Origin of the sequence: Luteibacter sp. 9135, assembly GCF_000745005.1 — a bacterium.
Classification (GTDB): domain Bacteria; phylum Pseudomonadota; class Gammaproteobacteria; order Xanthomonadales; family Rhodanobacteraceae; genus Luteibacter.
In genome coordinates, this window is sequence record NZ_JQNB01000001.1 from 3,310,835 (window position 1) to 3,333,447 (window position 22,613).

General features: G+C 61.3%; 20 protein-coding genes. 9 read left to right on the forward strand and 11 right to left on the reverse strand.

From position 1 onward, the window contains the following. Nucleotides 1–6: 6 nt before the first annotated feature. The 3 genes from FA89_RS13960 to FA89_RS13970 form a co-directional block, all read right to left on the reverse strand. Nucleotides 7–630 (reverse strand): hypothetical protein, encoded by a 624-nt coding sequence (locus FA89_RS13960; RefSeq protein ID WP_185754367.1) that lies wholly within the window; start codon nt 628–630, stop codon nt 7–9. A gap of 76 nt (nt 631–706) precedes the next feature. After that, on the reverse strand, nt 707–2,890 hold the full coding sequence (locus FA89_RS13965) for a S8 family peptidase (RefSeq protein WP_221174308.1): 2,184 nt from the start codon (nt 2,888–2,890) through the stop codon (nt 707–709). Between the two features lie 16 nt (nt 2,891–2,906). Beyond that, nucleotides 2,907–4,229 carry an AAA family ATPase gene (locus tag FA89_RS13970; RefSeq protein WP_221174309.1) on the reverse strand — a complete coding sequence of 441 codons (1,323 nt, stop codon included), beginning with the start codon at nt 4,227–4,229 and terminating at the stop codon, nt 2,907–2,909. A 177-nt stretch (nt 4,230–4,406) separates the two neighbouring features. Between FA89_RS13970 and FA89_RS13975 the strand changes: the two genes are divergently transcribed. Continuing rightward, nucleotides 4,407–5,531, forward strand: coding sequence for a site-specific integrase (locus FA89_RS13975; RefSeq protein ID WP_051938789.1), 1,125 nt, complete (start codon nt 4,407–4,409; stop codon nt 5,529–5,531). A gap of 48 nt (nt 5,532–5,579) precedes the next feature. Here the strand turns inward: FA89_RS13975 and FA89_RS13980 are convergent, their stop codons facing one another. Further along, nucleotides 5,580–6,551, reverse strand: a complete 972-nt coding sequence (locus FA89_RS13980; RefSeq protein WP_036141332.1) for a phage exclusion protein Lit family protein — start codon at nt 6,549–6,551, stop codon at nt 5,580–5,582. Continuing rightward, the gene (locus FA89_RS13985; RefSeq protein ID WP_036141334.1) at nt 6,548–7,249 is read right to left on the reverse strand and encodes a hypothetical protein; all 702 of its coding nucleotides are present in this window, start codon (nt 7,247–7,249) and stop codon (nt 6,548–6,550) included. The genes FA89_RS13980 and FA89_RS13985 overlap by 4 nt, the downstream gene beginning before the upstream one ends. Before the next feature lie 275 nt (nt 7,250–7,524). Between FA89_RS13985 and FA89_RS13990 the strand changes: the two genes are divergently transcribed. Both FA89_RS13990 and FA89_RS13995 read left to right on the forward strand, forming a co-directional pair. After that, a complete protein-coding gene (locus FA89_RS13990) occupies nt 7,525–8,367 on the forward strand; it encodes a hypothetical protein (protein ID WP_185754368.1) in 843 nt (280 codons plus the stop codon). Next, entirely contained in the window at nt 8,364–8,603 is a 240-nt protein-coding gene (locus tag FA89_RS13995; RefSeq protein WP_036141337.1) for a hypothetical protein, read from the forward strand. The genes FA89_RS13990 and FA89_RS13995 overlap by 4 nt, the downstream gene beginning before the upstream one ends. An 868-nt stretch (nt 8,604–9,471) precedes the next feature. Here FA89_RS13995 and FA89_RS14000 read toward each other — a convergent pair. Further along, nucleotides 9,472–10,485 (reverse strand): S1 family peptidase, encoded by a 1,014-nt coding sequence (locus tag FA89_RS14000; RefSeq protein WP_036141339.1) that lies wholly within the window; start codon nt 10,483–10,485, stop codon nt 9,472–9,474. Nucleotides 10,486–10,646: 161 nt separating this feature from the next. Here FA89_RS14000 and FA89_RS14005 point away from each other — a divergent pair, with 161 nt between their 5' ends. Beyond that, nucleotides 10,647–11,264 carry a hypothetical protein gene (locus FA89_RS14005; protein WP_185754369.1) on the forward strand — a complete coding sequence of 206 codons (618 nt, stop codon included), beginning with the start codon at nt 10,647–10,649 and terminating at the stop codon, nt 11,262–11,264. A gap of 189 nt (nt 11,265–11,453) precedes the next feature. On the opposite strand, the gene FA89_RS14010 is transcribed toward FA89_RS14005, so the two are convergent. The 3 genes from FA89_RS14010 to FA89_RS14020 form a co-directional block, all read right to left on the reverse strand. Then, complete coding sequence (locus FA89_RS14010; protein WP_185754370.1) at nt 11,454–12,029, reverse strand: hypothetical protein; 576 nt, start codon at nt 12,027–12,029, stop codon at nt 11,454–11,456. A 230-nt stretch (nt 12,030–12,259) separates the two neighbouring features. After that, on the reverse strand, nt 12,260–14,170 hold the full coding sequence (locus tag FA89_RS14015; protein ID WP_036141345.1) for a peptidoglycan-binding domain-containing protein: 1,911 nt from the start codon (nt 14,168–14,170) through the stop codon (nt 12,260–12,262). 3 nt (nt 14,171–14,173) lie between these two features. Beyond that, the gene (locus FA89_RS14020) at nt 14,174–14,938 is read right to left on the reverse strand and encodes a hypothetical protein (protein ID WP_036141347.1); all 765 of its coding nucleotides are present in this window, start codon (nt 14,936–14,938) and stop codon (nt 14,174–14,176) included. A 401-nt stretch (nt 14,939–15,339) separates the two neighbouring features. Here FA89_RS14020 and FA89_RS19835 point away from each other — a divergent pair, with 401 nt between their 5' ends. Further along, a complete protein-coding gene (locus FA89_RS19835; protein ID WP_255349641.1) occupies nt 15,340–15,960 on the forward strand; it encodes an aminotransferase class I/II-fold pyridoxal phosphate-dependent enzyme in 621 nt (206 codons plus the stop codon). 73 nt (nt 15,961–16,033) lie between these two features. Continuing rightward, complete coding sequence (locus FA89_RS20255; RefSeq protein ID WP_185754371.1) at nt 16,034–16,171, forward strand: hypothetical protein; 138 nt, start codon at nt 16,034–16,036, stop codon at nt 16,169–16,171. A gap of 121 nt (nt 16,172–16,292) precedes the next feature. Here the strand turns inward: FA89_RS20255 and FA89_RS14030 are convergent, their stop codons facing one another. Beyond that, nucleotides 16,293–17,126 (reverse strand): hypothetical protein, encoded by an 834-nt coding sequence (locus FA89_RS14030; protein WP_036141349.1) that lies wholly within the window; start codon nt 17,124–17,126, stop codon nt 16,293–16,295. 231 nt (nt 17,127–17,357) lie between these two features. Further along, nucleotides 17,358–20,141, reverse strand: a complete 2,784-nt coding sequence (locus FA89_RS14035) for a beta-glucosidase H (protein ID WP_081916606.1) — start codon at nt 20,139–20,141, stop codon at nt 17,358–17,360. Between the two features lie 222 nt (nt 20,142–20,363). Here FA89_RS14035 and FA89_RS14040 point away from each other — a divergent pair, with 222 nt between their 5' ends. Genes FA89_RS14040 through FA89_RS14050 form a run of 3 tightly spaced genes read left to right on the forward strand, consistent with a single transcriptional unit; the run spans nt 20,364 to nt 22,217 of the window. After that, a complete protein-coding gene (locus FA89_RS14040) occupies nt 20,364–20,774 on the forward strand; it encodes a MarR family winged helix-turn-helix transcriptional regulator (RefSeq protein WP_051938793.1) in 411 nt (136 codons plus the stop codon). Further along, nucleotides 20,764–21,228 (forward strand): hypothetical protein, encoded by a 465-nt coding sequence (locus tag FA89_RS14045; RefSeq protein WP_036141351.1) that lies wholly within the window; start codon nt 20,764–20,766, stop codon nt 21,226–21,228. The genes FA89_RS14040 and FA89_RS14045 overlap by 11 nt, the downstream gene beginning before the upstream one ends. Nucleotides 21,229–21,269: 41 nt before the next feature. Continuing rightward, a complete protein-coding gene (locus tag FA89_RS14050; RefSeq protein ID WP_036141354.1) occupies nt 21,270–22,217 on the forward strand; it encodes a quinone oxidoreductase family protein in 948 nt (315 codons plus the stop codon). The last annotated feature ends 396 nt before the right edge of the window (nt 22,218–22,613 follow it).

Below are 22,613 nucleotides of genomic sequence, written 5' to 3' on the forward strand. Positions count from 1 at the left end.
TTAACGTTAGCCAAGCAAGAGGTAGAGCGGCTTATAGCGAGTAGGGCCGAAAAGCCAGTGTTCGCCACTTGCCTCCTCATCGTCCATCAGCCGTCGAGCCTCCCGAATGGCAGCGACCCAGTCGCTATAGGTCCGAGCCGCCTGCGCATCGACAAGTTGCAGAACATCGTTTTCACTCAAGATAGCCGGTGGGTCATCACCCGCGATGAGCTCGGCTTCGGTGCCTACGGTCAGGACAAATTCTTGATCCGCCCCCACAGGCGGAATATGAAAGTACGTCGCCGGAGTATTTGGGAGGATGTCGGACAGGTGGGAAGCACTCACCGTGGCAGCAATAGTCGGGATGCCCACCTGCCAATGTGCGCGTGCTTGGTCCTGTACATCCCGATTTATTTTTACATGCACGCCGCTCGCATACCCCGGAAATTTCGGGCGCCGAGCAAAAACCGTGAGTAGACGAAAAAGCTGCGTGTTGCTGCTATTGAGGGCTGATCGACTACCCTCCCGTGACGCCCAGAACCGGAACGGGATAACATGGGCGTATTGCCCCATCAGCGCTTTCGTTAATCGCGGAACAAGGGCATATTCGATAGTCTGCTCATTACAAAAACTGCCCACCTGGTCCTCCATGGATTAACTAGCAATTCCGATCCGAACATCCAACTAAGATGTACAACGCCCCTGGCCGGTGTCCCCGCTTAGGGCGCTAAAGATGTACCTGCACTTCCTGTTCCAGCACTGCACTTTCGACATACGCTCCAAGCTTCGCCATCATGCTGCTGTAGATGTCGCTGCCCGGATCGGGAGCGGTCAACGTCAGTACAAAGGCCACCGACAGGGGTTGGTCGAGATCCTCTTGCTCGAACTGATAGTCGTCGCGGGTGAAAACACGGGCGTAGACACGCATCGTATCGGCATGCAGTGTCGTCCCACGTGGAAATGACTTGGCGTGGCGTCGCACGGGATGCCATTTCGCGTACTCCTTGCGCGCCGTTTTCTCCGGCGCGGTGCTCTCTTTCATCGTCCCTAGGAGGTTGACCTGACCGCTGCCGGCTCCCGGTGTCTGCAGGGCAACCTGGACACGCGAGGCGAAGTAGTTGGCGCCGCCCAGTTCCGACACTCGCGGGGCTAGCACCGCGGTGAGGCTGGCACGGCCATGCAGCTTTCCGTCGCGGACCATTTCCGGCGGAATGGGAATGTCGTTCCAGTAATAGGCCTGACCGGTCGACAGCGTGGCGGTCCAGACCAGCGTGACCGTGCCCACCGGGCATGTCCACGGCGCCGTATCCCGCCACGGCGTGCCCCAGCCGATCTTCGGATCGAAGGTCATGCCTTCAGCGCTGCTGATGAGTAAGGCACGAACCAGGTCCGGCGTCGGGTTCTTCAAGTGGTGAAACGCGTGCGCCGCGAGAGAGGCTACCAAAGGGGTGGGATAGCTGCTGCCGGTCTGGGGCTGCCCACCGAGCGCGCGCAGGGTCGAGAACCACGACACGTCCGGCTTGTGCATGCCCTCAGGACCAGGCCCCGTCACGCAGGTCGGGCAATGGGCATCAGGGTGTTCGCCATTGGCGATGCGACCGCCGACGGTCAGCGACGCCTCGCAGTCCCCCGGGGGACTGACTCGCCCGTGCCCCTGCGAGTAGACGTTACCCACGGAAATGACCGGAAGGATGTCGAACTCGCGCGCGATCGCGCGGATCCCATGGCCCAGCTCACTGATCGCTTCTTCGCCGCCACTGAACGTGGCTTCGTTGAACGACATGTTCCAGACCTTGCATTCGGCCGAATGCGTCCGAACGATTTCTCGTAGGTAACTCAGGAAGCGGCCGCGCGATTCATGCGCACGGTCGTCCTTGGCAATGGCCTGCACCGTGCCGATGCGGCACGTCAGTGGCGGCAGGTTGAGATGGCCGTTCCAGGCATGCCCGTGGACGGCAAGCGACGAGACGCGGTTTCCATGGGCGGTGTTTGCGTCGACGTCGGCGACCAGCGAGGGCGCACGCCACGCCTCCATCGGGGTGTAGCTCCGCGCGGTCAGGCCGCCATCCACCACAGCGACGACGGGATGCCAGTCCTCGTTGGGCAAGGGACGTTCCGGATCGGGTGCAGCAGGAAACGTCTGGGCATGCAGTGGTAACACGGGGTCGATACGAAACGAGGCACCGGAGGCGGCCAGGCGCGCGAGGGCGTCGGGGCTGGTGGCCACCAGGGAGACGCGGGCCACGCGCCGGGTGCGGTATTCCCTAGCTACCTGCGCAATGCTGGCCGACTCCGGCTGCCGGGATACTCGCAGCGTTCCGGCTTCCTGTGCCGAAGGCCGCACCATGGTGACGGTGGCGAACACCGACCGAATGTCACCCTCGCGCTCGAGTCCAAGCAACTGGGTGATGACGGCATCGCGTGCGCCCGGATCGGCGAACGGAGGCAGCCAGACGGAAAACAGCCCGCCGTCGTCATCGCGAAGCGTGCGGTCCCAGAGCTGCTGCAGCTCGCGGCCTTGCAGGACGGCCGATGCGTCCTGGCGCTTGATCGAATGGATACGCGAGATGGCCACGCGGGCGTCGACGGCGTCGCCGTGTTCGATTTCCTCGACGAGCCGATCCAGGTGCGCCCATGACGCCTCGACGAGATAGCCCTTGGCAATGGGCGCGACGATCTGCGTTCGCGTCTTCGCGCCGAACACCCCTCGCGGTTGGTACGTGGGAGCGAGCGAGTCGTCGTACATCTGGGCCCGCAGGTGCAGGCGCCCGGCGTGTAGCGGCGGCGCGTTGAGGCGAATCGCCATCAGCGCAGTCGACAGCGCCATGCGCTGCGCACCCAGCCGTTCAACATGCACCTGCGCCTCCGACGGCGACCGACCCGTGACCGGCTTGGGCACGGGCTCGCGCATTAGCCGAAGGGCCGGGTTAAGTACTGGTCTTCCGTCGCTTCGCTCTTGCGCCATGACGATCGCTTCCCCTCAACGATGCTGAAATTGCCTGCCGTGTCACGCCGAGCATTTTTGCGATGTCGGCCTGACTTGCCCCCTCATCGACGGCGGCCTGAATAGTGCTTGCTCGCACGGCCCCGGCGTCGTCATCGACCAACTTTCCGCCGGCGCGCAGCACTTCGGCGGCGACGTCGGCCAAGTCCACCTCGCGACCAGCTAGCAACGCCTTGCGCCGTGCGGCAAAGGCCACGCTTTGAATGTCTGCGCCGCTCAATCCGGTGGAGATCGCTGCCAGGATGCGTACGGTTGTCGGTGTCGCGGCGGGATCGGCCAGGAAGTGCACCCACAGGTCCGACCGGACATCCTCGTCGGGCAGCCCTAATGTGATGAGGTAGGGGAAGCGTCGCCACACCGCCGGGTCAAGCAGTTGCGCATGGTTGGTGGCGCCGATGACGACCGCGCGATCGTCGAGGGAATCCAGCCCCTGCAGAAGTGTGTTGACCACGCGCTTGAGCTCCCCCATCTCCTGGCGGTCATCGCGCAGCTTGGCGACCGCGTCGATCTCGTCCAAGAAGAGCACGCCCCGGGAGGGCACGAAGTCAAAAATGCTTCGAATGTTCTTCGCCGTATCGCCCAGCAGCGAGGAAATCACCGAATCCAGACGCACGACATAGAGCGGACGACCAAGGTGCGCCGCCACGTGCCCGGCCAAGAGGCTCTTGCCGGTGCCCGGTGGCCCGGACAACAACAGGGACAAGCGTGACGACAGGCCCGCCTTGGTAAGCACGTCGTGGTGTGCCACGTCCGCCAGGAAACTGGTGAAGATCGCCCCAGCTCGCTGGTCGATGAACAACGGGGTGGTTGGCGGGGCCACTTCTTCAATAAGCGGAAACCGTGATTTGGCATCCACCGGCAGTGCTTCGGTGAAGCCAGAGGCGCGCAACGCGACACCCTTGCGGTTAAGCAACGAGCGCAGTTCACGGGCGGTCTCGGGTGAACTTTCCTGCAGCGCGTCGGCCAGGACAGCGCCTGCGCGCCTGACGGCGGTGTAGTCCGCCGCCATCGCGCCAGCCACCAGGCGGATCAGCGCGTCATTTGACATGGTCATGGAGTGCCCGCTTCGCATCATTCTTAAATCATCCATGACAAGCTTATGTACTCGAAAGTAAACGCAGGAATACTTCGTGTCAACGAAAAAATGCATTTTGGCAAGCGGAACTGGCGTTTTGTAAATCATCCGCGCCGCCGCATGGTAAACAAGATAGGCCGCGTCGGTCGCAGGACGCGCGACGCAGAGCACCGTGGAATGTCCTTTCTTGCAACAGCACGTCGTGCTCCGCGGGTGGCGGCGCCCCAGCCGCCATGTAGGCTCCACGGCCTCCTTGCATGACGTGAGCCCGAATGACGCCGTACCGGCGATAATGGTTAATTATCGCCGGTACAACCTCTCATCTGTGGTTTTTCTTATGTGGAACATATGAAAAAAGATGTTCTTGCGATAATCCCAGTCGCCTACCCCATGCTCGATCCGGCGCAGCTGGCCGGCAGCGCGGCCGAGGCGATCCGCGACATCCTCGCCGCCGGCGCCTCGGCGAACACCGCCCGCAGCTACCGCACCGCCCTGGGCTACTGGGCCGCCTGGTACCGCGGCCGGTACGCCCGCGAGCTCACCCTGCCCGTCGCCGAGCCGGTGATCCTGCAGTTCATCGTCGACCACCTGCCCCGCGTCGATGCGGAGGGCACGTTCCGATCGGAGTTGCCCGCCGCATTGGACGCCGCGCTGGTCGCCGCCGGCGCCAAGGCGACGCTGGGCGCGTGGAAGCGCAGCACGGTCGAGCACCGCCTGTCCGTGCTGGCCAGCGTGCACCGGCTGAAAGACCAGCCCAGTCCGAGCGACTCGCCACAGGTGCGGCAGCTACTACGCAGTGCCCGGCGCGCCGCCGCGCAGCGGGGCGAGACCCCGGCAAAGAAAGCCGCCCTCACCCGGGATCCGTTGGAGGCCATGTTGGCCACCTGCGGGGAGGATCTGGAAGGTGTCCGCGATCGCGCGCTACTGTTGTTTGGCTTCGCCAGTGGCGGCCGCCGACGCAGCGAGATTGCCGGTGCACGCCTCGAACAGCTCCAACGGCTGGGCCCGGAGGCATGGGCGTACCAATTGGGGCGTAGCAAGATCGAACAGGCAGGGCCGATAGCCGCCAGTGCCGGCGGCAAACCGCTGGTGGGTCGGGCCGCCGCTGCCCTTGAGGCGTGGATAGCGGCGAGCGGCCTCACGGCCGGTCCGTTGTTTCGTCGCCTATGGGGCACGACAGTCGGGCCGGGGCTATCGCCCGCGGCCGTCGGCGCGCTCATTCAACGCCGCGCGGTGCGTGCCGGACTGAGCGACGACATCGGTGGGCACAGCCTGCGCGCCGGTTTCGTCACCGAGGCGGGACGTCGCGGCGTGCCTTTGGCCGAGGTCATGGCGCTGACCGGTCACCGCAGCGTTGGCAGTGTGCTGGGCTACCATCGTACCGGCGCGGTGAACGAGGGTGCAGCCGCGCGTCTGCTCGAGGACGGCGCTGCCGGCCCGAGTGCTAACGTGCCCCCTGACGGCGGCCTATGACGCGTGGTCAGGCGACACCCACCGAGAGCCTGTCGCCAACCGATGCCCTCACTCGGCGTCATCGCACTCGTCCAGCCAGGCGCTAAAGGCGTCGTCCGCCGTGTCGAAGCTTCGCGGCTCGGTGGGCGCGCCGTGGTGGGTCTGCGCAAAATCCTGGACCACTGCGACGCACAGGTACGTAAAGTAGTCGCGCGACGCCTCGTCAAAAGCCAACTTTTCCAGCATGGCCTGAATTCGGTGGTGCATGTGCGGATGACGCGTCTGCCGCAACGCCCGGGGGCCACGCAAAAGATACAACGAAGAGAGGACGGGCGTCAGCACGGACCAGCCCAGCATGCGCCGAAGCGAATCGGTCGCGCCGGACGGCACGACGGTGTGAAACGCGACGTCATCGGCCTCGCATTCCAACTGCACCGCCGTGGCCAGGCCCTCGGCGCTGCGGTCGCGTGGGTCGACCGCCTCATGGTGGCGATAGCGCGCGTGGGCAAACTCATGATACGCCATGAACGCCATGGCATCCTGGAAAATACTGTTCGCCTTATCGACGTAACACTGCTCTTCCACAGAGGCCCCATTCGTGGGCGTCGGCAGGCCGTCCGGCCACGGGGTAGCCGCCATGCGCAAACTTCGTGCCCAGCCCAGCAGCTGCGCTGCACGCTGGGTCAGGTCGGTGTGGAACCAAATCCGCCCATAAAACGTTTGTTCAAGGAGAGGTTTCTGCACGGCTTCTTCGAAGATGACCAGCCAGCTGTAGGCAAAGGCCCACACGAGCTCGAGGTGAGCGCCGTGAAACTGGATTTTTGGCACGTCGTCCAAAAGCAGCCGCGGTCCGCACGCCGGATGGGTATTGACCAAAACCTCAAGGGTTGGGGCAACCAAGCCGCTGGCCACAGCCTCGCCAAGCGCCGACCGATTTCCCCCTCGGGCGTTCTCGAAAGCGTGGACGATGTTGTGTCTGAGCGAAAAAATGGGCGAGGCGGTCGCCGTGTAGCTGCCGCTGGCGGGATCGGCGGAGCTCATGCGGCGTCCCCTGCGAACAAGGCGGCGAGCTCACGCTCCAGGAACACTTCCATTGCCTGGACGTGACGCCGACGTTCGTCGGGGTCGACGGCGAAGTTAAGATTTACGAAGCGGACCATCCAGGGTGATACCCCGGGCCTGATGGCCCCATCCTCACCTTGGATCTCGCGGTGAACCGCGGCCATCATTTCAATGGGTGAACGATCACTGAGGTAGCTCTCGTCGGTATGGGCCATCATCGCTTCCATGGCTGGATTGTCGTACAGACGCAGCATGACCCACAGTGACCGCTTGGGCACTCTGCTTTTGAGCTCGATGTCCAGAAAGGACGTGACGCCCGTCACGCACATCCCCACGCGGGTCGGTGCATCCGGATGGTGCGGTGAACCCGTGTCGAAGTAGCTCTCGCCAAGGCGACCAATCGCTCGCCCGATCGCCTCCAGACGTTGCTTAAGGGACACCTCGACCAAGAACGGCGCGGCCGCGGCACCCGTGGACGCGCCGTATGTCACCAAGGTAAGGGCCAGTTTGGTCCCGAATGAATCGGCCCACATCTCGAGACTACGCTTCTCCGCGAGCGATTCCTCCTCGGGGACGCGTCGATCGTTATGCCTTAGCAGAAAATGCGCCGCCTCATGACCGACAACGATCAAGATCAGCGAGATCGCCTCGAAGCCCTCAACCGGCGCCTCCAGCATGAAGTTATCGAAGATGAGGTGGGCGTGCTGACCGCGAACAGCGGCCTTGCGCGTCCCTAACGCTGTTCCCGCCCTGTCACTTGATCATCACTTGACTGACCTAGGCCCCGGCGTTAACGTTTTGGGGCGGCCACACGAGGTGGCAGGAGCGGGGTCCTATAGCGCGCGAGCGTTCCCGAAGAAGGCTTGCCATTAGGGCGAACGACGTTCGCCTCCCTTTTTCGCGAGGATCATTCCATGACCAACCCAGACGCTTGCCCGTTTCCGAGCTGCCCATGGGGCACGACGATGTGTTCGGCTTGCGGCTCGCCGCCGCCACGCTGACTATTTTCCCGCCTCACGTCCGTCGTCACTCTACCTTCCCTTCCTCCTGGATCGCCTTGCCAATGTTCCCGCTCATGCCGCCTAAGATGGTCTTGGCGGCGGGTTACTTTGGCTATTTTCCTATCTCGAAATCCTTTTCTGCATGGTGTGGTGATGTCGATCGCGTTCACCGGATCCATGGACCCCATCACGACACCGGCGGCTTGGATGCTCCTGCCGGGCCCAGCAGCGTACCGAACTTTGATCGCAAGGCTGATCGTGGGCGTCTTCAGGATGCAGCGGCAAAGGAATGGGGCTTCCGGAGTCGGCGCGCGGTAAAGCGCTACTACGGCCAGTTGGATGATCTCGCCGCGACGGGTAAGCTCGGCTCGTACGAAAATTTGTGCGACACGGCAAGCTACATTGCTACCGAAAACGACCGCAACTCGCCGCCCAATCCCGCCTGGTACAAGCCCAGCGACGAAGAGGTCCGCACGTATGCATCGGGGCCGGCGTACCTTTACGATTTTGCGGTAGCGTCCAAGTCTCGGCACTACGATGACGTAGCCTTCGAGGTGTGCGACGGCTGGGTCTTGTACGTCCATCAGGTAGGCACTGTAGCGAAGGCGTTCCCGATCTTTCCGCCTGACCTGCGTTTGGGCGGATTCAGTCGCCCGGACAAGCTCGCCCCTGCCCACGTGCCTGAACGCGTCCAGGCGGCCCTGCTTAAACTTTGCAGTGACCGCTTCCCCGAGGCAGTCGCCGAGCTGGAAGTGCGCGAACAGCTGTCCATGGACGCGGAGACGGAAGCATGATTAATACGTGCTACGTGCCCTGCCCGGACTGCAAGCGACAGGAAGACCGGCATCTGGTGGCTTGCTGGGTCGATAGCAGCACCTTGACCGAGTTGAACGTCGAGGCGGCAGAAGACGTTGAACTGGACGAAATTTACGAGCGACACCACCGCGATGATGGAGTCGAAATCGATGGAGTCTGCGCCGAATGCGGCTCGGACTACGTCCGTGACGCCGATGGAAGAATCATCGATTAACGAATAGGGAGGCGTTGCGCCTGGCGGAATCGTCGGGCGCAACCCGCGCCGGCGCTGCGTTGCGTACGGCGTGCAGGGCGCGGTCCGAGTCGCGTTGACCGTGCCGGCACAGGCGACGCACTACCCCTGCGGGGCACCGTCCCGCGCACTGTGAATTTCGAAAGCGTCGCGTATCTATCCGGGCCGTCTCAGCCGGGGACGATAGTCGACTACAGAATCGGACTGATCGACGAGTGACCAAATCCCACCCATTCCATGTGCTTCGCGGCGGATACTTTAGCCGACCTAATGCCAAGCTGCGGATCTGTCGACAAGATTGATCCTTCCTTGGAATAGTGCCTAGAACGGATCCTCGCAATGATCCTCATCCCGACGTCCCCCCGCCTTCAGTAAGAACGCCCGCGTACCAATGTGACTGCGGGAACGTCCTCGACGTCAGTGGCATGTTTTCAAGCGAGACATTCCCTGAGTCGCCAGTGCTGCGAATAGGACAGTTGCACTGATACTCGCAACCAAGAGCGAGCGGAGAGAGTATTGCCCTACCAACAGACATCCAGGCATCTAGCCGTTCGCGGTGGTAATGGTGTCGCGAACCGACGTTCGAACACTTAATCACCTCGCAAACAGACAGATCTTCAGTACTGTTCGCGCCGCGATTAGCTGAAATCGCTCGGAATTTCATGTATTTAGAACGACGGAACCGTCCGCGACATCATTAAGGGTATCCCGACATACTTATTGATGTTGTGGAAACAGTGCGCAGGAAGGCCGGTGGCATCTCGGTATCAATCGCGAAGCCCGAGAGCGCCGGGCCTCATGCAACCTTTGCTTTAGCACTGGTAAGAACCAGGCGTATCTACGATTATGTCTAGGACAAATTGATCTTGTTGGTGATCGCCCCATCCACATCCTTCATGACCAGCGTTCCGCGGGTCGTGTCGGCAAAGTAGGCCGCGTAAGGTTCGTTTTCAGTCACGGGCGCATGAAACGGCATCCGTCCGGGCTGTTGTGCGTTGATCACTTCCACCAACGTGTCGGCCGACCAGCACTTGCCGAGCGCGACTTCGGCCATGCGCGTCGTGCCCAACACGCCCGAATAGACGCCAAAGAAGTTGAATGACTTAACAGTGGCGTCCCTTGTCGTCTCGCGGTCCAGCTCGGTATATGCCCTGAGGTCGCCCTGTTCGATCCGGCGGAAGATCGCCTGGGTCTTCGATGAGTCCGATACCATGTGGCTCTGCTCCTGCGCAATAACCACCGGCGATCCCGACATGCCTGGGCGACTGAGTGAATCGATGAGAACAACGCGTCCGCCGTACGGAGAACCGGGCTCGGACGCGATGCTTCCTCGCTTCCAGATTGGAAGGTAATAAGGTGCGTCCTGGCCAAAGCTCTCCTCTAACTCAGTCTTGCAGAAGGGGTAACCGAGGATGAATACTTCCTTGGCCACTTCGATGTCGATGTCGTCGTCGTCCATCATCGACATCACGTCGACGAATTCAAAGTGGTTAGCCAGCTCAACACGAAGCGGATAAATGGCGATGTCCACGGCATGACCGTCCTCATGTTCGTACCACATGGGCGCAAGGTCTCTGGCGTACAGGGGAAGCGAGAGCTCCAAGATACCGCCCTCCCTCCCCCTCACCGTCACCTTCATGAGTTCGGGAATGGGCTTATCGCAATGGGAGGGCTCCGCGGGGTTAAGGCCTGTCACAACATGCCAGTTGGTGACCAGGAGGATTGCGTTGGGTACGCGAACGAAGAAACCGGTGGCGTAAGAACGGCGCACGAGTTGACCGTTGTCGCGGCGGACCGCAAAGGTTTCGATGTAAGTGGTCGCCAAGGACAAGGCATGGACTGCAATCTTTTTGTTCGTGGTCATGTGGAGATCCAGTAGCCGCAATTCCGTTAGATTTTATGGGTGGAGGAACGTCGGGGTTCTATCATAAATATATAATAGAATTAATTACTTATTGACTTTTTCGAGTTCATTGATAGCATGTCTCCACCGATTGCACCTACGCGATCGTTAAACGAGGAAACATGAAATTAGTTAATAAAAAAGCAAGTGATTTAGAAAAATACAAGGCTCAAATTGCGCTGAAAACAGCCCGTGAAAGCCTGCTCGGATACGGAAACGAGTTGCTTGTTTGGATGGGCAACATCGGTGAAGTCGTCCTTTACCAAGAACTGCAGCACCACGGCTCATGCATGAAAACAGACGCTCAGATGCATCGTGCCGGCAAGCCTAACGTACTCAGAGCCGCCGGCGGAAAGAGAGCGGATTTCTACGTTGATCTCGGGCGCTGGTTCATCGCCGTGGATGCGAAATTCCATACCACGGGACCGGCGAACGTTTTCTGGATGGCTCAGGATGAAATCGACGAATACCAGTCGTCCCTGCCCTACTACGCCGAGTTAGGCGGTAATAAGCTCACGCACCTAGTGTTCTATATAATCCCCGTTGAGCATCCGTTGCGAGGCTACTACGTCACGCTCGACTATCTTCTGGACAACGGAAGAGAGCAGAAGAAGGATGGCGTCCCAGGTCTTGCGCTCACGCTCGACGATCTCGGCAGTGCATTACGCTCAAACCATCCGCCCCAGTTTCTGGGCAACGCGCTGGCTTGTTTTCCAGCGAACGGCGCGCGGGCTTCGTAGCGGGCCGACGACTGTGGTCACGACACGTCTGACGTCGTGACCGCTGTTATGGGAGCGTACGCGGCTCCGGTTCCCCTGGGCCATCGACTTCGCGCGCGGGGCTAGCTGCTATCTTCCCTCTTCGAAGGATAGGCATGCGTTTCGCCTCGAACAGGCCAACTCTCAATAGCGCGCGTCAAATGGCTAGCCTCACCATGGTAGGGCACCGGTCAACGGCCTGGTGCCAGGATTCTCGGCGAAGTAAGGCCTGATGTACCTGTCGTACATGCACTCGGCGAAGTTAACCGCAACACCTTCGTCAAGAGTGGCAACGGTTGGGTAATCACCCGACGGTGGAATAACAGGACTCAGCAAGTGAATGGCTTCATAGGCAAGCTCGTAGAACGCGCCTTCCCAAGAGTTCATGTCGTCATTGATGCCAAACCGGAGGCGCTCCGAACCAGGTTCGTAGGGTAGGACTTGCGATGGAGCACCTTTCGTTCTTCGGTATGTTGGAAACGGATCTAGGGTGAAGGGATGCTCGCCCTCGCCGAAGCGATCTACAGCCGTTTCGTGAAGCGCGGTCAAGGTCACGTCGAGAAGCCGTGCGGTCTCAAACTTTATAAGCGCGGGCTTCTCGGTGACCACCCGGGCTGAATTGTCGATCACCGTAAACCAGTCGGTCCTGACGTTATCCGTGACGGAGGTATCAACCACGAGCAGCCTGATCGCGGCCAGGTAAGGATATTCGTCCATTCGAAAGCGGCTCACGATGCTCGCAATCATGACGACGAAGTCTGAAGCATGCACAGGACAAGAGTAAGGCCTCCTGTCGCCGCTCTCGTGTAAACGGTTACGGCATCGGCTAAAGACTCCCTTCCACCCTACCCCCCGATAACCAACCGTAATCGCACTGGAGCGGATTTTCAGCTGCGCGCCGTTTGAAGGCTGGCGCCCGCGTTACACCGACTCCGGACCAGCTAGAACCCGAGCCAGATCGCTCCCGCGCGGCGCGGTCAGCGCCCGAGCCCCGGTGCCGCCTGCTGCTGGCTCTGGTTCTGCGCTAGCGCCCTTTCGGTGGCCTGTTGCTGTTGGATCGCCTCAAAGCGCTCCATCGCCTGCGGCCACTGGCCGCCGCTCTGCTCCATACTCGTATTCGCCGAGGCCGTCGGGACGCTCGTGCGCAGATCGGCGAGGTGATCGCGCTGGCCCGGCGGCGTCTGCACCGCCCACATGCGCCTACCATCTTCCGACAAGGCCACTTGGTCGATACGTTGTAGCCCGTCCGAGCGCGCCTGTACCACGAGCGCGGAAGCGATCTGGTCGCTTTGCAGGTCGGGGGTGCGCCCGAGTTGGCGATCAATGACATAAACATGGTCGCGAGCCTGCTGGAACATGGCGTGATCGGGATGATCCGGGTCGTCGAGGCGTCCTGGTACCTGCGCCGCGGTGGCCGTCTCCGTCTTCGCTCGGACCTGGTCCGCCAGGACCCTTAACGTATCGTTGCCGGCCACGCCATCGACGTCGAGCTTGCGGTCCTGCTGGAATGCTTCCACCGCCGCTTTGGTCGTCGAGCCGAACTTACCGTCCGGCGTGACGGTGTTGTTTAGGTAACCTAGGGCGGCCAGCTTCGTCTGCAATTGCTCCACGTCGGAGCCGTGCGCACCCTGCCTGAGGGCAGCATGGTCACCCTGCTTCGGCGCATCCTGTTTCGGCTCTGCCTGCTTCTGTGCGCCCTGCCCGACGACATGCAGCAGATCGCGGGTGTGCCCGTCCTGGGTGATCTTCAGGTCGCGCGAGTGGTCATTGTTGCGCTGAAGGCTCAGGTCGGATCGCGACAGCTCCGACCATTTCCCGTCGATGTACGACCGTCCGTGACCGTCCATGTCCCACTGGACCAGGTCCTTGCCCTGCGCGTAGTAACCGCGCGAACGCTTGCTCGCCGGGTCGCCATGGCTATGGGATGCGCCCTGGTCCATGTCCTGCACTAAGTTACGACCCTGAACCGGATCGATAAAGATGCCTTTCACCGTGCCGTACTGCGCAGCGAGATCCGGATGCGCCGCGTCCTTCGCAAGGGTCGTGGGATTGACCAGCGGATTGGCCAAGACAGCGTCCCATGCGCCCTTCAGTGGACCGTCTGCGCTGGCGTTCTTCATCGCGTTGAACGTGTCCGCGCCCTTGAGCGCCTCGTCACGGCCGGAGTGGAAATAATTCGGGAACTCGCCGACCTTCGATTTCAGGCCGTCGAGACTCGTGATCTTGCCGTCCTGGATACCCGTGATCAGCTTGTCGCCGTAGGCATCACCCTGGTTATAGGCTTTGGCGACTACCGCGAAGATCCGTGCCTTGTCCTCGGTCGAAGCCTTCTGATACAGATCCGTGTCTTTCAATGGTTCGGCGACACGGTCCATCAACTTGTTTACTTGCGTGACATCGCGTTCGTGGATGAACGTCTTGCCGGCATCGGTCGCCAGGTATTCGTTGAGATGGGATTTGAACGTCTGGTCGATATCCGGGCCCCCGGCCGGCATTAACGATGCCGGGATGTCCTTCTTCTTCTTGTACTGCGCCAGGTGCGCGTCGAAATTCGCGTCGCGGACATGGTTGCCGTCGCGCCCGAGGTCGGCGGACATCTTCGCCTGCTGCTCATCCGTGAGCACCCAGTCGGGATGGTTTTCCTTCGCCCAGCCCTGGTAGGCCGCCACCAATTGGCGCGCATCCGCCGGATGGGCGCCGAAATCGGTCTGCAACGTGCCGATGGTGTAGCCGCTGTTGCCCACCGGCTGAAGATTGACGTTGCCGGCGGCGTCGCGCAACGTATTGCCCGCGAATGCCAATCGGTAAGACGCGTCCTTACCTTCCGAGCTAACGCCGATGCTGAAGTACGCGACCGCTCGAAGTTCGTTATCGGTCAGATCCGCCATGCCTTATTCCGCCTTGCAAGAGAGCTGCGGTGATGACGGCAGGCCGAGCACTTGTGCCACGTATTCCATCGTATCGCTCGCCCCTTTGGCCTTCGCTTCGTCGATCGCCGCCTGGAGTCTGGCCTTATCCACGACGCGCACGGCCGGTGCGTCACCGGCGGGACTGAGGTCCGCCTTTTTCAGCCTGAACACGAAGCACCCTTCGACGGCCAGGAAAGTGCCATCGTCGAGGTCCAGCGCCGAGGTGATGTTCGACCAGTATTTCCCCTTCGGACAGGCTGACGCGGACATTTCCTGGTGATAGATCGGAAACTTGTGCCAGGCGTCCGCGCCGCCGGGCGACGGCGTCGCGGCGATAAAGCGGGAGCCGCAGTAGGCAGCCGATTTCTTCACGTAGATGCTGTCCGCCCCCAGGTCCAGCCCGGGCAGCGACGCTGACGACGCACCACCGGAAAAGGCGAAGCCCTTGCCGACGGCCACATGCGAAATGCCCTTGGCATCGGTGAACGAGGCGGACTGGTGGCCGTCGGCTTCGAGCGCGACGTCGACCTTCATACGTTCGCCGGTGAAAAAATCCATCGCGTCCACGTGCGCGCCACCCTTGGATTCCGACACGACCCACGCGCGCAGCTTGCCGTGATCGTCCTCGACGAACATCGCCGCGCCGTTGGGGAAGGCGCGCTGGGCCACTGTGCTGGCGGGCCAGCGGGCTTCGCCTGACGCCAGGGCGGCCGAACAAAACGGGATGGCGAGCATCCCCAGCGACATGGCGATCCTCAAGGGGATCGCGGACTCTCCTGAAGACCGGCTTGCAGACATCGCGATGGATTCCTGGCTATGGACGAATGGCCCGGTGTGGTGGTGCCCTGCCCGGACTTTATCATAGGGGTCCCAGGGTTCATCGCAATGCGGCTCCCATGCCGTTTGAACGTAGCTTCGACAGCCAGATGCTGCTGACCCGCCTGTGCGGCCCGGATGCGAGAGTCGATCGCGTCGCCAGCCACGCGGAGGTGGCAGTGATCCTGGTATTCGCTATCCCGAGGGGGGCTGAGCATTCTGCAGAATATTCAGACGAAGCAACTATAGTCATCAAGCGACTGAGTAATGGCGGATGGCATGGATCTGCGACGATGGGAGGCTTTTGCGTACTTACGACCTGGTTCTCGTGAGTGAGATTGGGCTCAGATGTTTTCGTAGCTGTCGAAGGCGTGTACTCGATGGACGGCGATCTTGCGCCACTCGATCGCATCATTCCGCTGTGTCGTAAGCATGGCGCGATAAGCGTCGTCGACGATGCACACGGCACGGGTGTAATGGGCGCCTGCGGTCACGGCGCTGGCGAGCATTTCGGCGTAGCCTCGGATATCGATATTCTGATGGGGACGTTCAGCAAGACGCTTGCCGTCAGTGGTGGTTTCGCCGTGCACGGTGCGCTCGATGTAATTGCCGACGAACCCGAACGCATGCGCTCCCTGCACGACAACGTTGCCTACGCAACGGCTGCCCTGAATGCATTGTCATGGAGTTTCAAAGTTCACACACCCTCCGCCATCCTTATCTTGCCAACACCGGCTGATATGGATATCAAGGTGGCGTGCGGTCAGTTCAATAGGGATGGACTGTTCATTAATCCAGTGCATTACCCGGCTGTGCCGCACGGCCAGGAGCGGTTCCGGATCAGCCTGATGAGTACGCACACAAAATCTGATATCGATTGCCTCGTCGAGGGCATTGACCGGATTTGGCGACAGCATGCGCAAGGGAAGTGGCGCGTGACGACTACAATCTAAGACTTGCAGCAGCGATGTCGCGGTCTCTCCTCATGGGAGAGACCGCGACTCGATAGAAACGGCTGACCTTGCCGTGCCTGAAGTGGAAAACGTGACCTACGGCCTTGTCTTTCAGGCCGTAATTTTGTCCTTCGAGGGGATTGCCTTGCAGATCTCGGATGGTATGGATGCCCTGTACCACGATCGCTTCGTCGGACGCTTCGTCAAATGAGAACGGATCGCCAAAGCTTCTAAGCCCCTATGTGATGACGGACATGGGCCGGCTCGCCACGTAGCTGAGGCCGATTTGCCTGGCGGTGGTTATCAGGTACGACGCTACACCCCTACAGTCTTCATTGTCCTCTGGCATTGATCGGAACGACCGGTGGCAGAATACGTGCGTCGCTCAAGGCACGCGGACGAGTCGTCGGTGTCACCATGGCGCTGAGCTGGTGCAACGAGTGAGTCGACAAGTCCTGTGTGTCGGAACTAAGGGCCGCGTTAATGGGTACCCCACGCCCCGTATGCAGATCGGAGCGGAATAGCTCGCGTGCGTCGCCCGGTATGTTTGCCTTCGTGGTCAGATAGCTCTTGATAACGGGAGGCACCATCCCACTGAGACGCGGATCCGCCATCATCTGCGCGCCGACCTCCCATTTCTTGCGCTCCCGCTCCTCTTGGACGTGGGCCACCATGCTGTCGAAATGCGCGGGCTGGCGTATATCCGCTGTACCCGTCAGGGCCGTGTAGCGGGGTGTCGCCAATGCTCGCACTTGGCCCTCGATCGCTTTCAGCTCTGTCGACGGACTGGCCATATGTTTGATCGTCGCAAGTTGCGACATCACCGCTATGTCTTTGAAGATGGTGGGTGAGGAGAAGTCTGCTCCCGTCTTGTCCACGGCAGCGGCACGTAGCCCATCGCGTGTACTGTGTTCCGACGTGATCGCACCGGTCGTCCCAGCGATGAGTTGGCGCTTGACCGACGGTGTATGCCCCGTGATCGGCTCTGCATGGCCTGTCGTCGCCCAGACCAGGTCGGCCGTGCGCGACCGGACACTGAAGATATTCTTGGCTTGCCGACGAGTGATTGCCTTGAACAGCGCTTTCTTCTTCAGCGTCCTCGTGGCAACGAACTCGTCCAGCCCGATGCCAACAAACGTCGGTTTCGCACCGGGCACATCGGACATGACCTTCTCCGCGCCGACACGAATAGCCGGTGCGGTGCCGCCACCGCTGGATAAACGGGTGGGTATATTTCCACACGCTTGGGCAATCGCGCGCGACAGCGCTCAATGCAGGCGCAGCCTGCGATCAGGTAGGTGAATAAAGCCTTTCCGGTCCGTATTCGCCACAAAGCTGCTCGACAAGCCCACGATGATCCGGCAAATCATCCAACGCCCGAGCTGCCGCCGGCCGAGTCATCGCAAACTCCTTACGACGGGCAGGCTGTCTTTCACAGAAAGCAGCTGATCTCGTGGCAGGACGACGCGTCCCGTGCCAGCAATGGCATCCGATGCACCGCCCACCGAGATCGTGTAGCTGCCATGGTCGACGCGCCAGGTGTTCACCGAGGTGTCGAACCATGCGAAGGCACGGGCATTGAGCGGCACGCTGACCTCGCGCGTTTCACCCGGCTTGAGCGTCACACGCGAGAACCCCTTCAACTCCTTTTTCGGTCGCGACACCGACGGCGCATCCTCGCCCACGTACACCTGTGCGACTTCGGTGCCCTCGCGGTCACTGGTGTTGGTAAGGGTGAACTGGACCCGTGCCACGATCTGGCGATCGTCGAGGTACGGCACGTTGCCGGAGGTCACGTGGACGTTGCCATAGGTGAATGTCGAGTATGAAAGACCGTGACCGAACGCGAATTCGGGCGTCATGCCGTTTGCTTCGAAGCCGCGATAGCCGTTGAGCAGGCCTTCGGAGTACACGATTTCCTTGTTCGCCGTACTGTTCTGCGGGAACGGGTAGTTCGCGTAGGTCGGGTTGTCCTTCTCGTCGCGCTCGATCGTGATTGGCAGCTTGCCCGAGGGGTTCACGGTGCCGAAGAGGATCTCACCGATCGCCGCACCTCCCTCTTCCCCGGCATACCAGGGGTAAAGCACGCTGGCCACCTTGTCGACCCATGCTCGCATGCTGACGCCGCCGCCGGCATGCATCACCACGGTGGTTCGCGGATTGGCGGACGCTACGTTGGCGATCAACTCATCCTGCGCTTCGGGAAGGATGAACGGTCGATCGAACCCCTCGCCTTCGTATTCGGAACCCAGGCCACCGACGACGACCACCGAGTCGTAGCTGGCCAGGTCGGCGGTCGGCACGAGGGAGGCCCAGCTGAATTGCACACCTTGGAATCCGCCCAGGGTGCCGAAGTAATTGGGCTTGCGCTCATACTGGATGCTGACCTCATACGTCTGGCCTGCTTCCAGGCGAATCGTGCCCGAGGACGGGATGGTCGGAGGGATCGACGGCGTAATGACCGTACCCGCCCCGTTGTTGACGATCTCCTTGCCGTTGATCTGCACGCGCACCGCGCCATCGGCGCGCACCTTGAACACATGGTCGCCCGTGGTCGTCGGCGTGATCTTGCCCGACCACACCGCGGCGTCGGGCATCGTATTACCAAAGGGCGAGCCGCCGTTGTTCCAGTCGAGGTTGATCAATCGATCGTCCCGGGTCAGGGTCTGGCCGCCCGAGGAGTACGCGCCCGTGAAGCCACCCACGCTCGGGGTGAGCCCGGGATCGAGCGACATCCGGTCGATGTAGTCGATCTGGCTGCCTTGCGGTGCCGCCGCGCGAATGCCGTCGATATCGTTGACGTATTCGTTCGGATTGATGTTGGCGCTACCAAAACCCGACGGTGGCACAGTGACGGAGCGGTAGCCGATCACGGCGATCTTCAGCGGATGATCGCTCGCAAGAGGCAGGGCGTTATGGTCGTTCTTGAGCAATACCGTGCCTTCGCGTGCGATCTGCCGCGCGGTCGCCTGGCTTTGCGCTCGCTGCGCGGCGGTTTGGGTGTTGTCCGTGGACACGCTGTTCTCGGTGAATCCGAACAACGCAATCTGGCGCACGATGCGCCGCACCTTGTCGTCGATCACGGACGGGGCAATCGTGCCGTTGGCGATGAGCGGCTGGAGCGTCGTCGCGTTCATGAACTGCCCGTTGGGCATGTCCAGATCGGTGCCACCGAGCGCGCCCTTGGGACCGTCCTGCAACGCGTTGTAATCGGACTCGATAAAGCCCTTGTAGCCCCACTGCTGCTTGACGATGTCGTTGTTGAGATGTCCGTTTTCGCAGGCAAGCGGACCATTGACGCCGTTAAACGCACACATGATGTTCGCCGGCTTGCCTGCCTTCACCGCCGACTCGAAGGGGACGAGATAAAGTTCGCGCAGCGTCCGCTCGTCAACGGTGATGTTCACCGCGAGGCGGTTATTTTCCTCGTCGTTGGCGACAAGGTGCTTCAGCGTCGCCCAGACGCCCTGGTCCTGGATGCCGCCGATCACCTGGGGAACGAGTGCAGCACCGAGGTAAGGATCTTCGCCGGACATGTACTCGAACGCACGCCCCGCAAACGGGGTGCGGTACATATTCACGCCTGGACCAAGCACATTCTGGAAGCCGAGTTGACGCGCATCACGCCCGATGGAGCCGCCAAACTGCTTGGCCAGTTGCGTGTCCCAGCTTGAGGCGAGCGACTGGCCGGCGGGATAGCTCACCCCTGCCGGCGACGATAGACGCACGCCCAGTGACGCATCGGTGGCATAGATCTGGGGGAGCCCCAATCGCGTCAGCGGTTTGATGTCCCAGGCACCGGTGCCGCCGATGTAATCCAGCTTTTCCTGCAGCGTCATCTTTCGAACGATGCGATCGGCGATCTGGTCGGCCAGCCAGTCTTGCAGAAAATCTGGCGCGTGCCCGCGTACCGCGGGCGTACCGCGTAACGACTGCTGCGCTTGGCGCACCGCGCCGCCCCGTGCCTGTTGCGCCAGGACCGGGCCGGCCACGGACGCAGTCAAGGCGGTCGTGACACAAATGGCCAAGGTCAACTTGTTCATAGAACGTCTCCGAAGCGCTGCTATATACGGATTCCCCCCGTTGTCGAAGCGTTTTCGGCCAAAAACTATAGTCATGATGCTGCATAGCAGCATTTTCGGGTGTGACACGCTAAGCAAATTCGGCGAACGTATGGCCATCAAAAGCAGTCGACGAAGGCGCTCCTCTTCCGGCGGTTACCCGTCCAGAACTTAAGTCCCGAGGCGGCACGTGCAACCGCTTCGCGCCAGAGCGCCCTTCTCCGCCGGGGCAATATTGACAACCATGCTACAAGTTGTAAACTGGTTGTCAGTATTCAATTGGCCACGCCTGTGTCGGCATCACCCGAAGAAGTCACCGCGTTCGTCCTTTCCTCGTTTCGCATGAACGGCCTGCTCCTTGCTTGGGGCGACCAGTTCGCCGCTCGGTTCGGCCTGACCAGCGCGCGTTGGCAAATGCTCGGCGCCATTGCCTTGGCCGACCGGCCGCTGACCGCACCGCAGCTGGCGACGAACATGGGCGTCACCCGGCAAGCCGCCCTGAAACAACTAAACCTCCTGGCGGCGGAAGAGCTCGTCGTTGCGCAACCGAACCGGTCACACAAACGTTCTCCCATCTATACGCTGAGTGACTCCGGTTCGGCGTTGTTCCAAGCCATCGATGCCGAGTGGCAGGCGTTGGCTCGGTCTGCAGGAGCCGACATGACATCGAAAGAGTTGCACGTCGTTGCTGCGGTCTTCGCCCGGTTTTCCGCGTTCGTACAGCGAGAAAAGGCCCAGACCGATGAAGCGTAGGCTGCATGCGATCGCTGCCGTGCTGGCGTTCGCGCTCGTTGCGACATTCTGGACATCGACTCTCGTGTCCGAACTCTTTCTGTCGAAGTCCGCGGTGGTTACGGTCAAGGCCGGCATTGCTTATGCCCTCTTCCTGTTCCTGCCCGCGATGGCGACGACAGCGGCCACGGGCTTTTCAATGGCTGGCAAAGCCACTCACGCCCTTTTGGCGCGAAAGCGCAAACGCATGCCATGGATTGCCGGAACGGGCCTGCTGGTCCTCCTGCCCGCCGCCCTGTTTCTTCACCTCAAAGCATCAGCAGGTGACTTCGGCCCGGCGTTTGTCGCCGTCCAGCTGGCCGAACTCTTTGCAGGCGCCTCCAATCTCGTCCTCATCGGCTTGAACATCCGGGATGGATTTGCTTTTGCACGACTCAAACAGAAGCGCGTTACTAAAGCGCCCTCCTCCCACTAGGCCCTGTAACGACAAGGTTGCACGTCCCATAAAGGAATTCCATGCGCGCAGCGATCGTTAACTCATTCAATAATCCACCGGCTTTCGGTACCTACGTGGAGCCCCTTGCCGGCAACGGGGAGACTGTCGTCCGTGTTCTGGCGGCACCGCTCAGTCCGCTGGTGAGGAGCCTTGCTGCTGGGAAGCATTATTCGGGAGGTGGCGCCGCTCACTTCGTGCCCGGGATCGATGGCGTTGGTCTGGACGAACAGGGTCGACGGGTCTACTTCCTCTTTCCCACATCGCCGTTCGGCTCCATGGCAGAGCAGTCGCTGGTGGCCACGACGTCGGTGGTTCCGGTGCCCGAAGGTGTTGATGATGCCCTCGCCGCATCGGTGGTGACCGCTGGGTTGTCGTCGTGGGTCGCCTTGCATGAGCGGGCAGCCTTCCTGCGGGGCGAAGCTGTCCTGATCAATGGCGCCACGGGGTCGGCGGGCGGTCTAGCCGTGCAGATAGCTACCTATCTCGGTGCGAGTCGTATCATCGCCACCGGACGCGACAAGGCAAAGCTGAAGGCGATGCCGGCGCATGTGGAAACCATCGCGATGGATAGCGAGGCAGACGCCGCCTTGACCGAGGCGTTTGCTGGACGTGTCGACGTCGTGCTCGACTACCTGTGGGGTGAACCGGCAAGTCGTGTGTTGGCCGCGGCAACCCGCGGCCGTGGTTCGCGTGCCGGCGAACCGCGGGTCCGTTATGTCCAGATCGGATCGATCGCCGGCGAATCGATCCTGATGTCCGGCGCCTCCCTGCGCAGTTCGGGCGTCGAGATCCTCGGCAGCGGCATCGGCAGCCTTTCCATGCAAGCGCTTGTCGCCGGTGCCCAAGGCCTGCTGGCCGCGCTTCCCGAAGGACGGTTCACGACGCCCTTCAGGACCATGCCGTTGGAAGCCGTCGCCGACGCATGGGCGGACACGTCGGACGAGTGCCGTCTTGTGCTTTGTCCTTAAGGCGACTACTGGCGTCAATGCCGGGCCGGTCTTGACTATTCGCGCCAGGCGCCGGCACTGCTGCGGCTATGAGGAACGTCGCTTCTGCCAAGCCGTCCAAACCGGTAGCGGCGAACCGCCGGCGGCGATGATGGGAGCTTCGGACGTCTCGGATCAGATCGAATCCGATATACGGGCCCGGCTTCGCACCCTGCAGATCGTCGCGGTCTAGAGCAAGCGAAAGCACGTATTACAACTGCAATGGAAGCTGCCATCGCGGATCAAGATTTTGTTGAATGAGCCCGGCATTATTCTCAATCAGACCTGCAAACTGAGCCCGGCGTCGCCCCCACTGCCTCACTTCATCTTCCCAGAAAAATTAGAAGCAGCCTGTTCATAACTTTGTCCGACCGGGGG

Bases quoted from the DNA above. Each gene is read 5' to 3' on its own strand.
- FA89_RS13965 (WP_221174308.1), bottom strand. From the start codon at position 2,890: ATGCGCGAGCCCGTGCCCAAGCCGGTCACGGGTCGGTCGCCGTCGGAG.
- FA89_RS13990 (WP_185754368.1), top strand. From the start codon at position 7,525: ATGGGGCACGACGATGTGTTCGGCTTGCGGCTCGCCGCCGCCACGCTG.
- FA89_RS13985 (WP_036141334.1), bottom strand. From the start codon at position 7,249: ATGCTGGAGGCGCCGGTTGAGGGCTTCGAGGCGATCTCGCTGATCTTG.
- FA89_RS13995 (WP_036141337.1), top strand. From the start codon at position 8,364: ATGATTAATACGTGCTACGTGCCCTGCCCGGACTGCAAGCGACAGGAA.
- FA89_RS14045 (WP_036141351.1), top strand. From the start codon at position 20,764: ATGAAGCGTAGGCTGCATGCGATCGCTGCCGTGCTGGCGTTCGCGCTC.
- FA89_RS14010 (WP_185754370.1), bottom strand. From the start codon at position 12,029: ATGATTGCGAGCATCGTGAGCCGCTTTCGAATGGACGAATATCCTTAC.
- FA89_RS14005 (WP_185754369.1), top strand. From the start codon at position 10,647: ATGAAATTAGTTAATAAAAAAGCAAGTGATTTAGAAAAATACAAGGCT.
- FA89_RS13975 (WP_051938789.1), top strand. From the start codon at position 4,407: ATGAAAAAAGATGTTCTTGCGATAATCCCAGTCGCCTACCCCATGCTC.
- FA89_RS14040 (WP_051938793.1), top strand. From the start codon at position 20,364: ATGAACGGCCTGCTCCTTGCTTGGGGCGACCAGTTCGCCGCTCGGTTC.
- FA89_RS14035 (WP_081916606.1), bottom strand. From the start codon at position 20,141: ATGGCCATACGTTCGCCGAATTTGCTTAGCGTGTCACACCCGAAAATG.
- FA89_RS14020 (WP_036141347.1), bottom strand. From the start codon at position 14,938: ATGTCGCTGGGGATGCTCGCCATCCCGTTTTGTTCGGCCGCCCTGGCG.
- FA89_RS14030 (WP_036141349.1), bottom strand. From the start codon at position 17,126: ATGTCCGATGTGCCCGGTGCGAAACCGACGTTTGTTGGCATCGGGCTG.
- FA89_RS13980 (WP_036141332.1), bottom strand. From the start codon at position 6,551: ATGAGCTCCGCCGATCCCGCCAGCGGCAGCTACACGGCGACCGCCTCG.
- FA89_RS14000 (WP_036141339.1), bottom strand. From the start codon at position 10,485: ATGACCACGAACAAAAAGATTGCAGTCCATGCCTTGTCCTTGGCGACC.
- FA89_RS14015 (WP_036141345.1), bottom strand. From the start codon at position 14,170: ATGGCGGATCTGACCGATAACGAACTTCGAGCGGTCGCGTACTTCAGC.
- FA89_RS14050 (WP_036141354.1), top strand. From the start codon at position 21,270: ATGCGCGCAGCGATCGTTAACTCATTCAATAATCCACCGGCTTTCGGT.
- FA89_RS13960 (WP_185754367.1), bottom strand. From the start codon at position 630: ATGGAGGACCAGGTGGGCAGTTTTTGTAATGAGCAGACTATCGAATAT.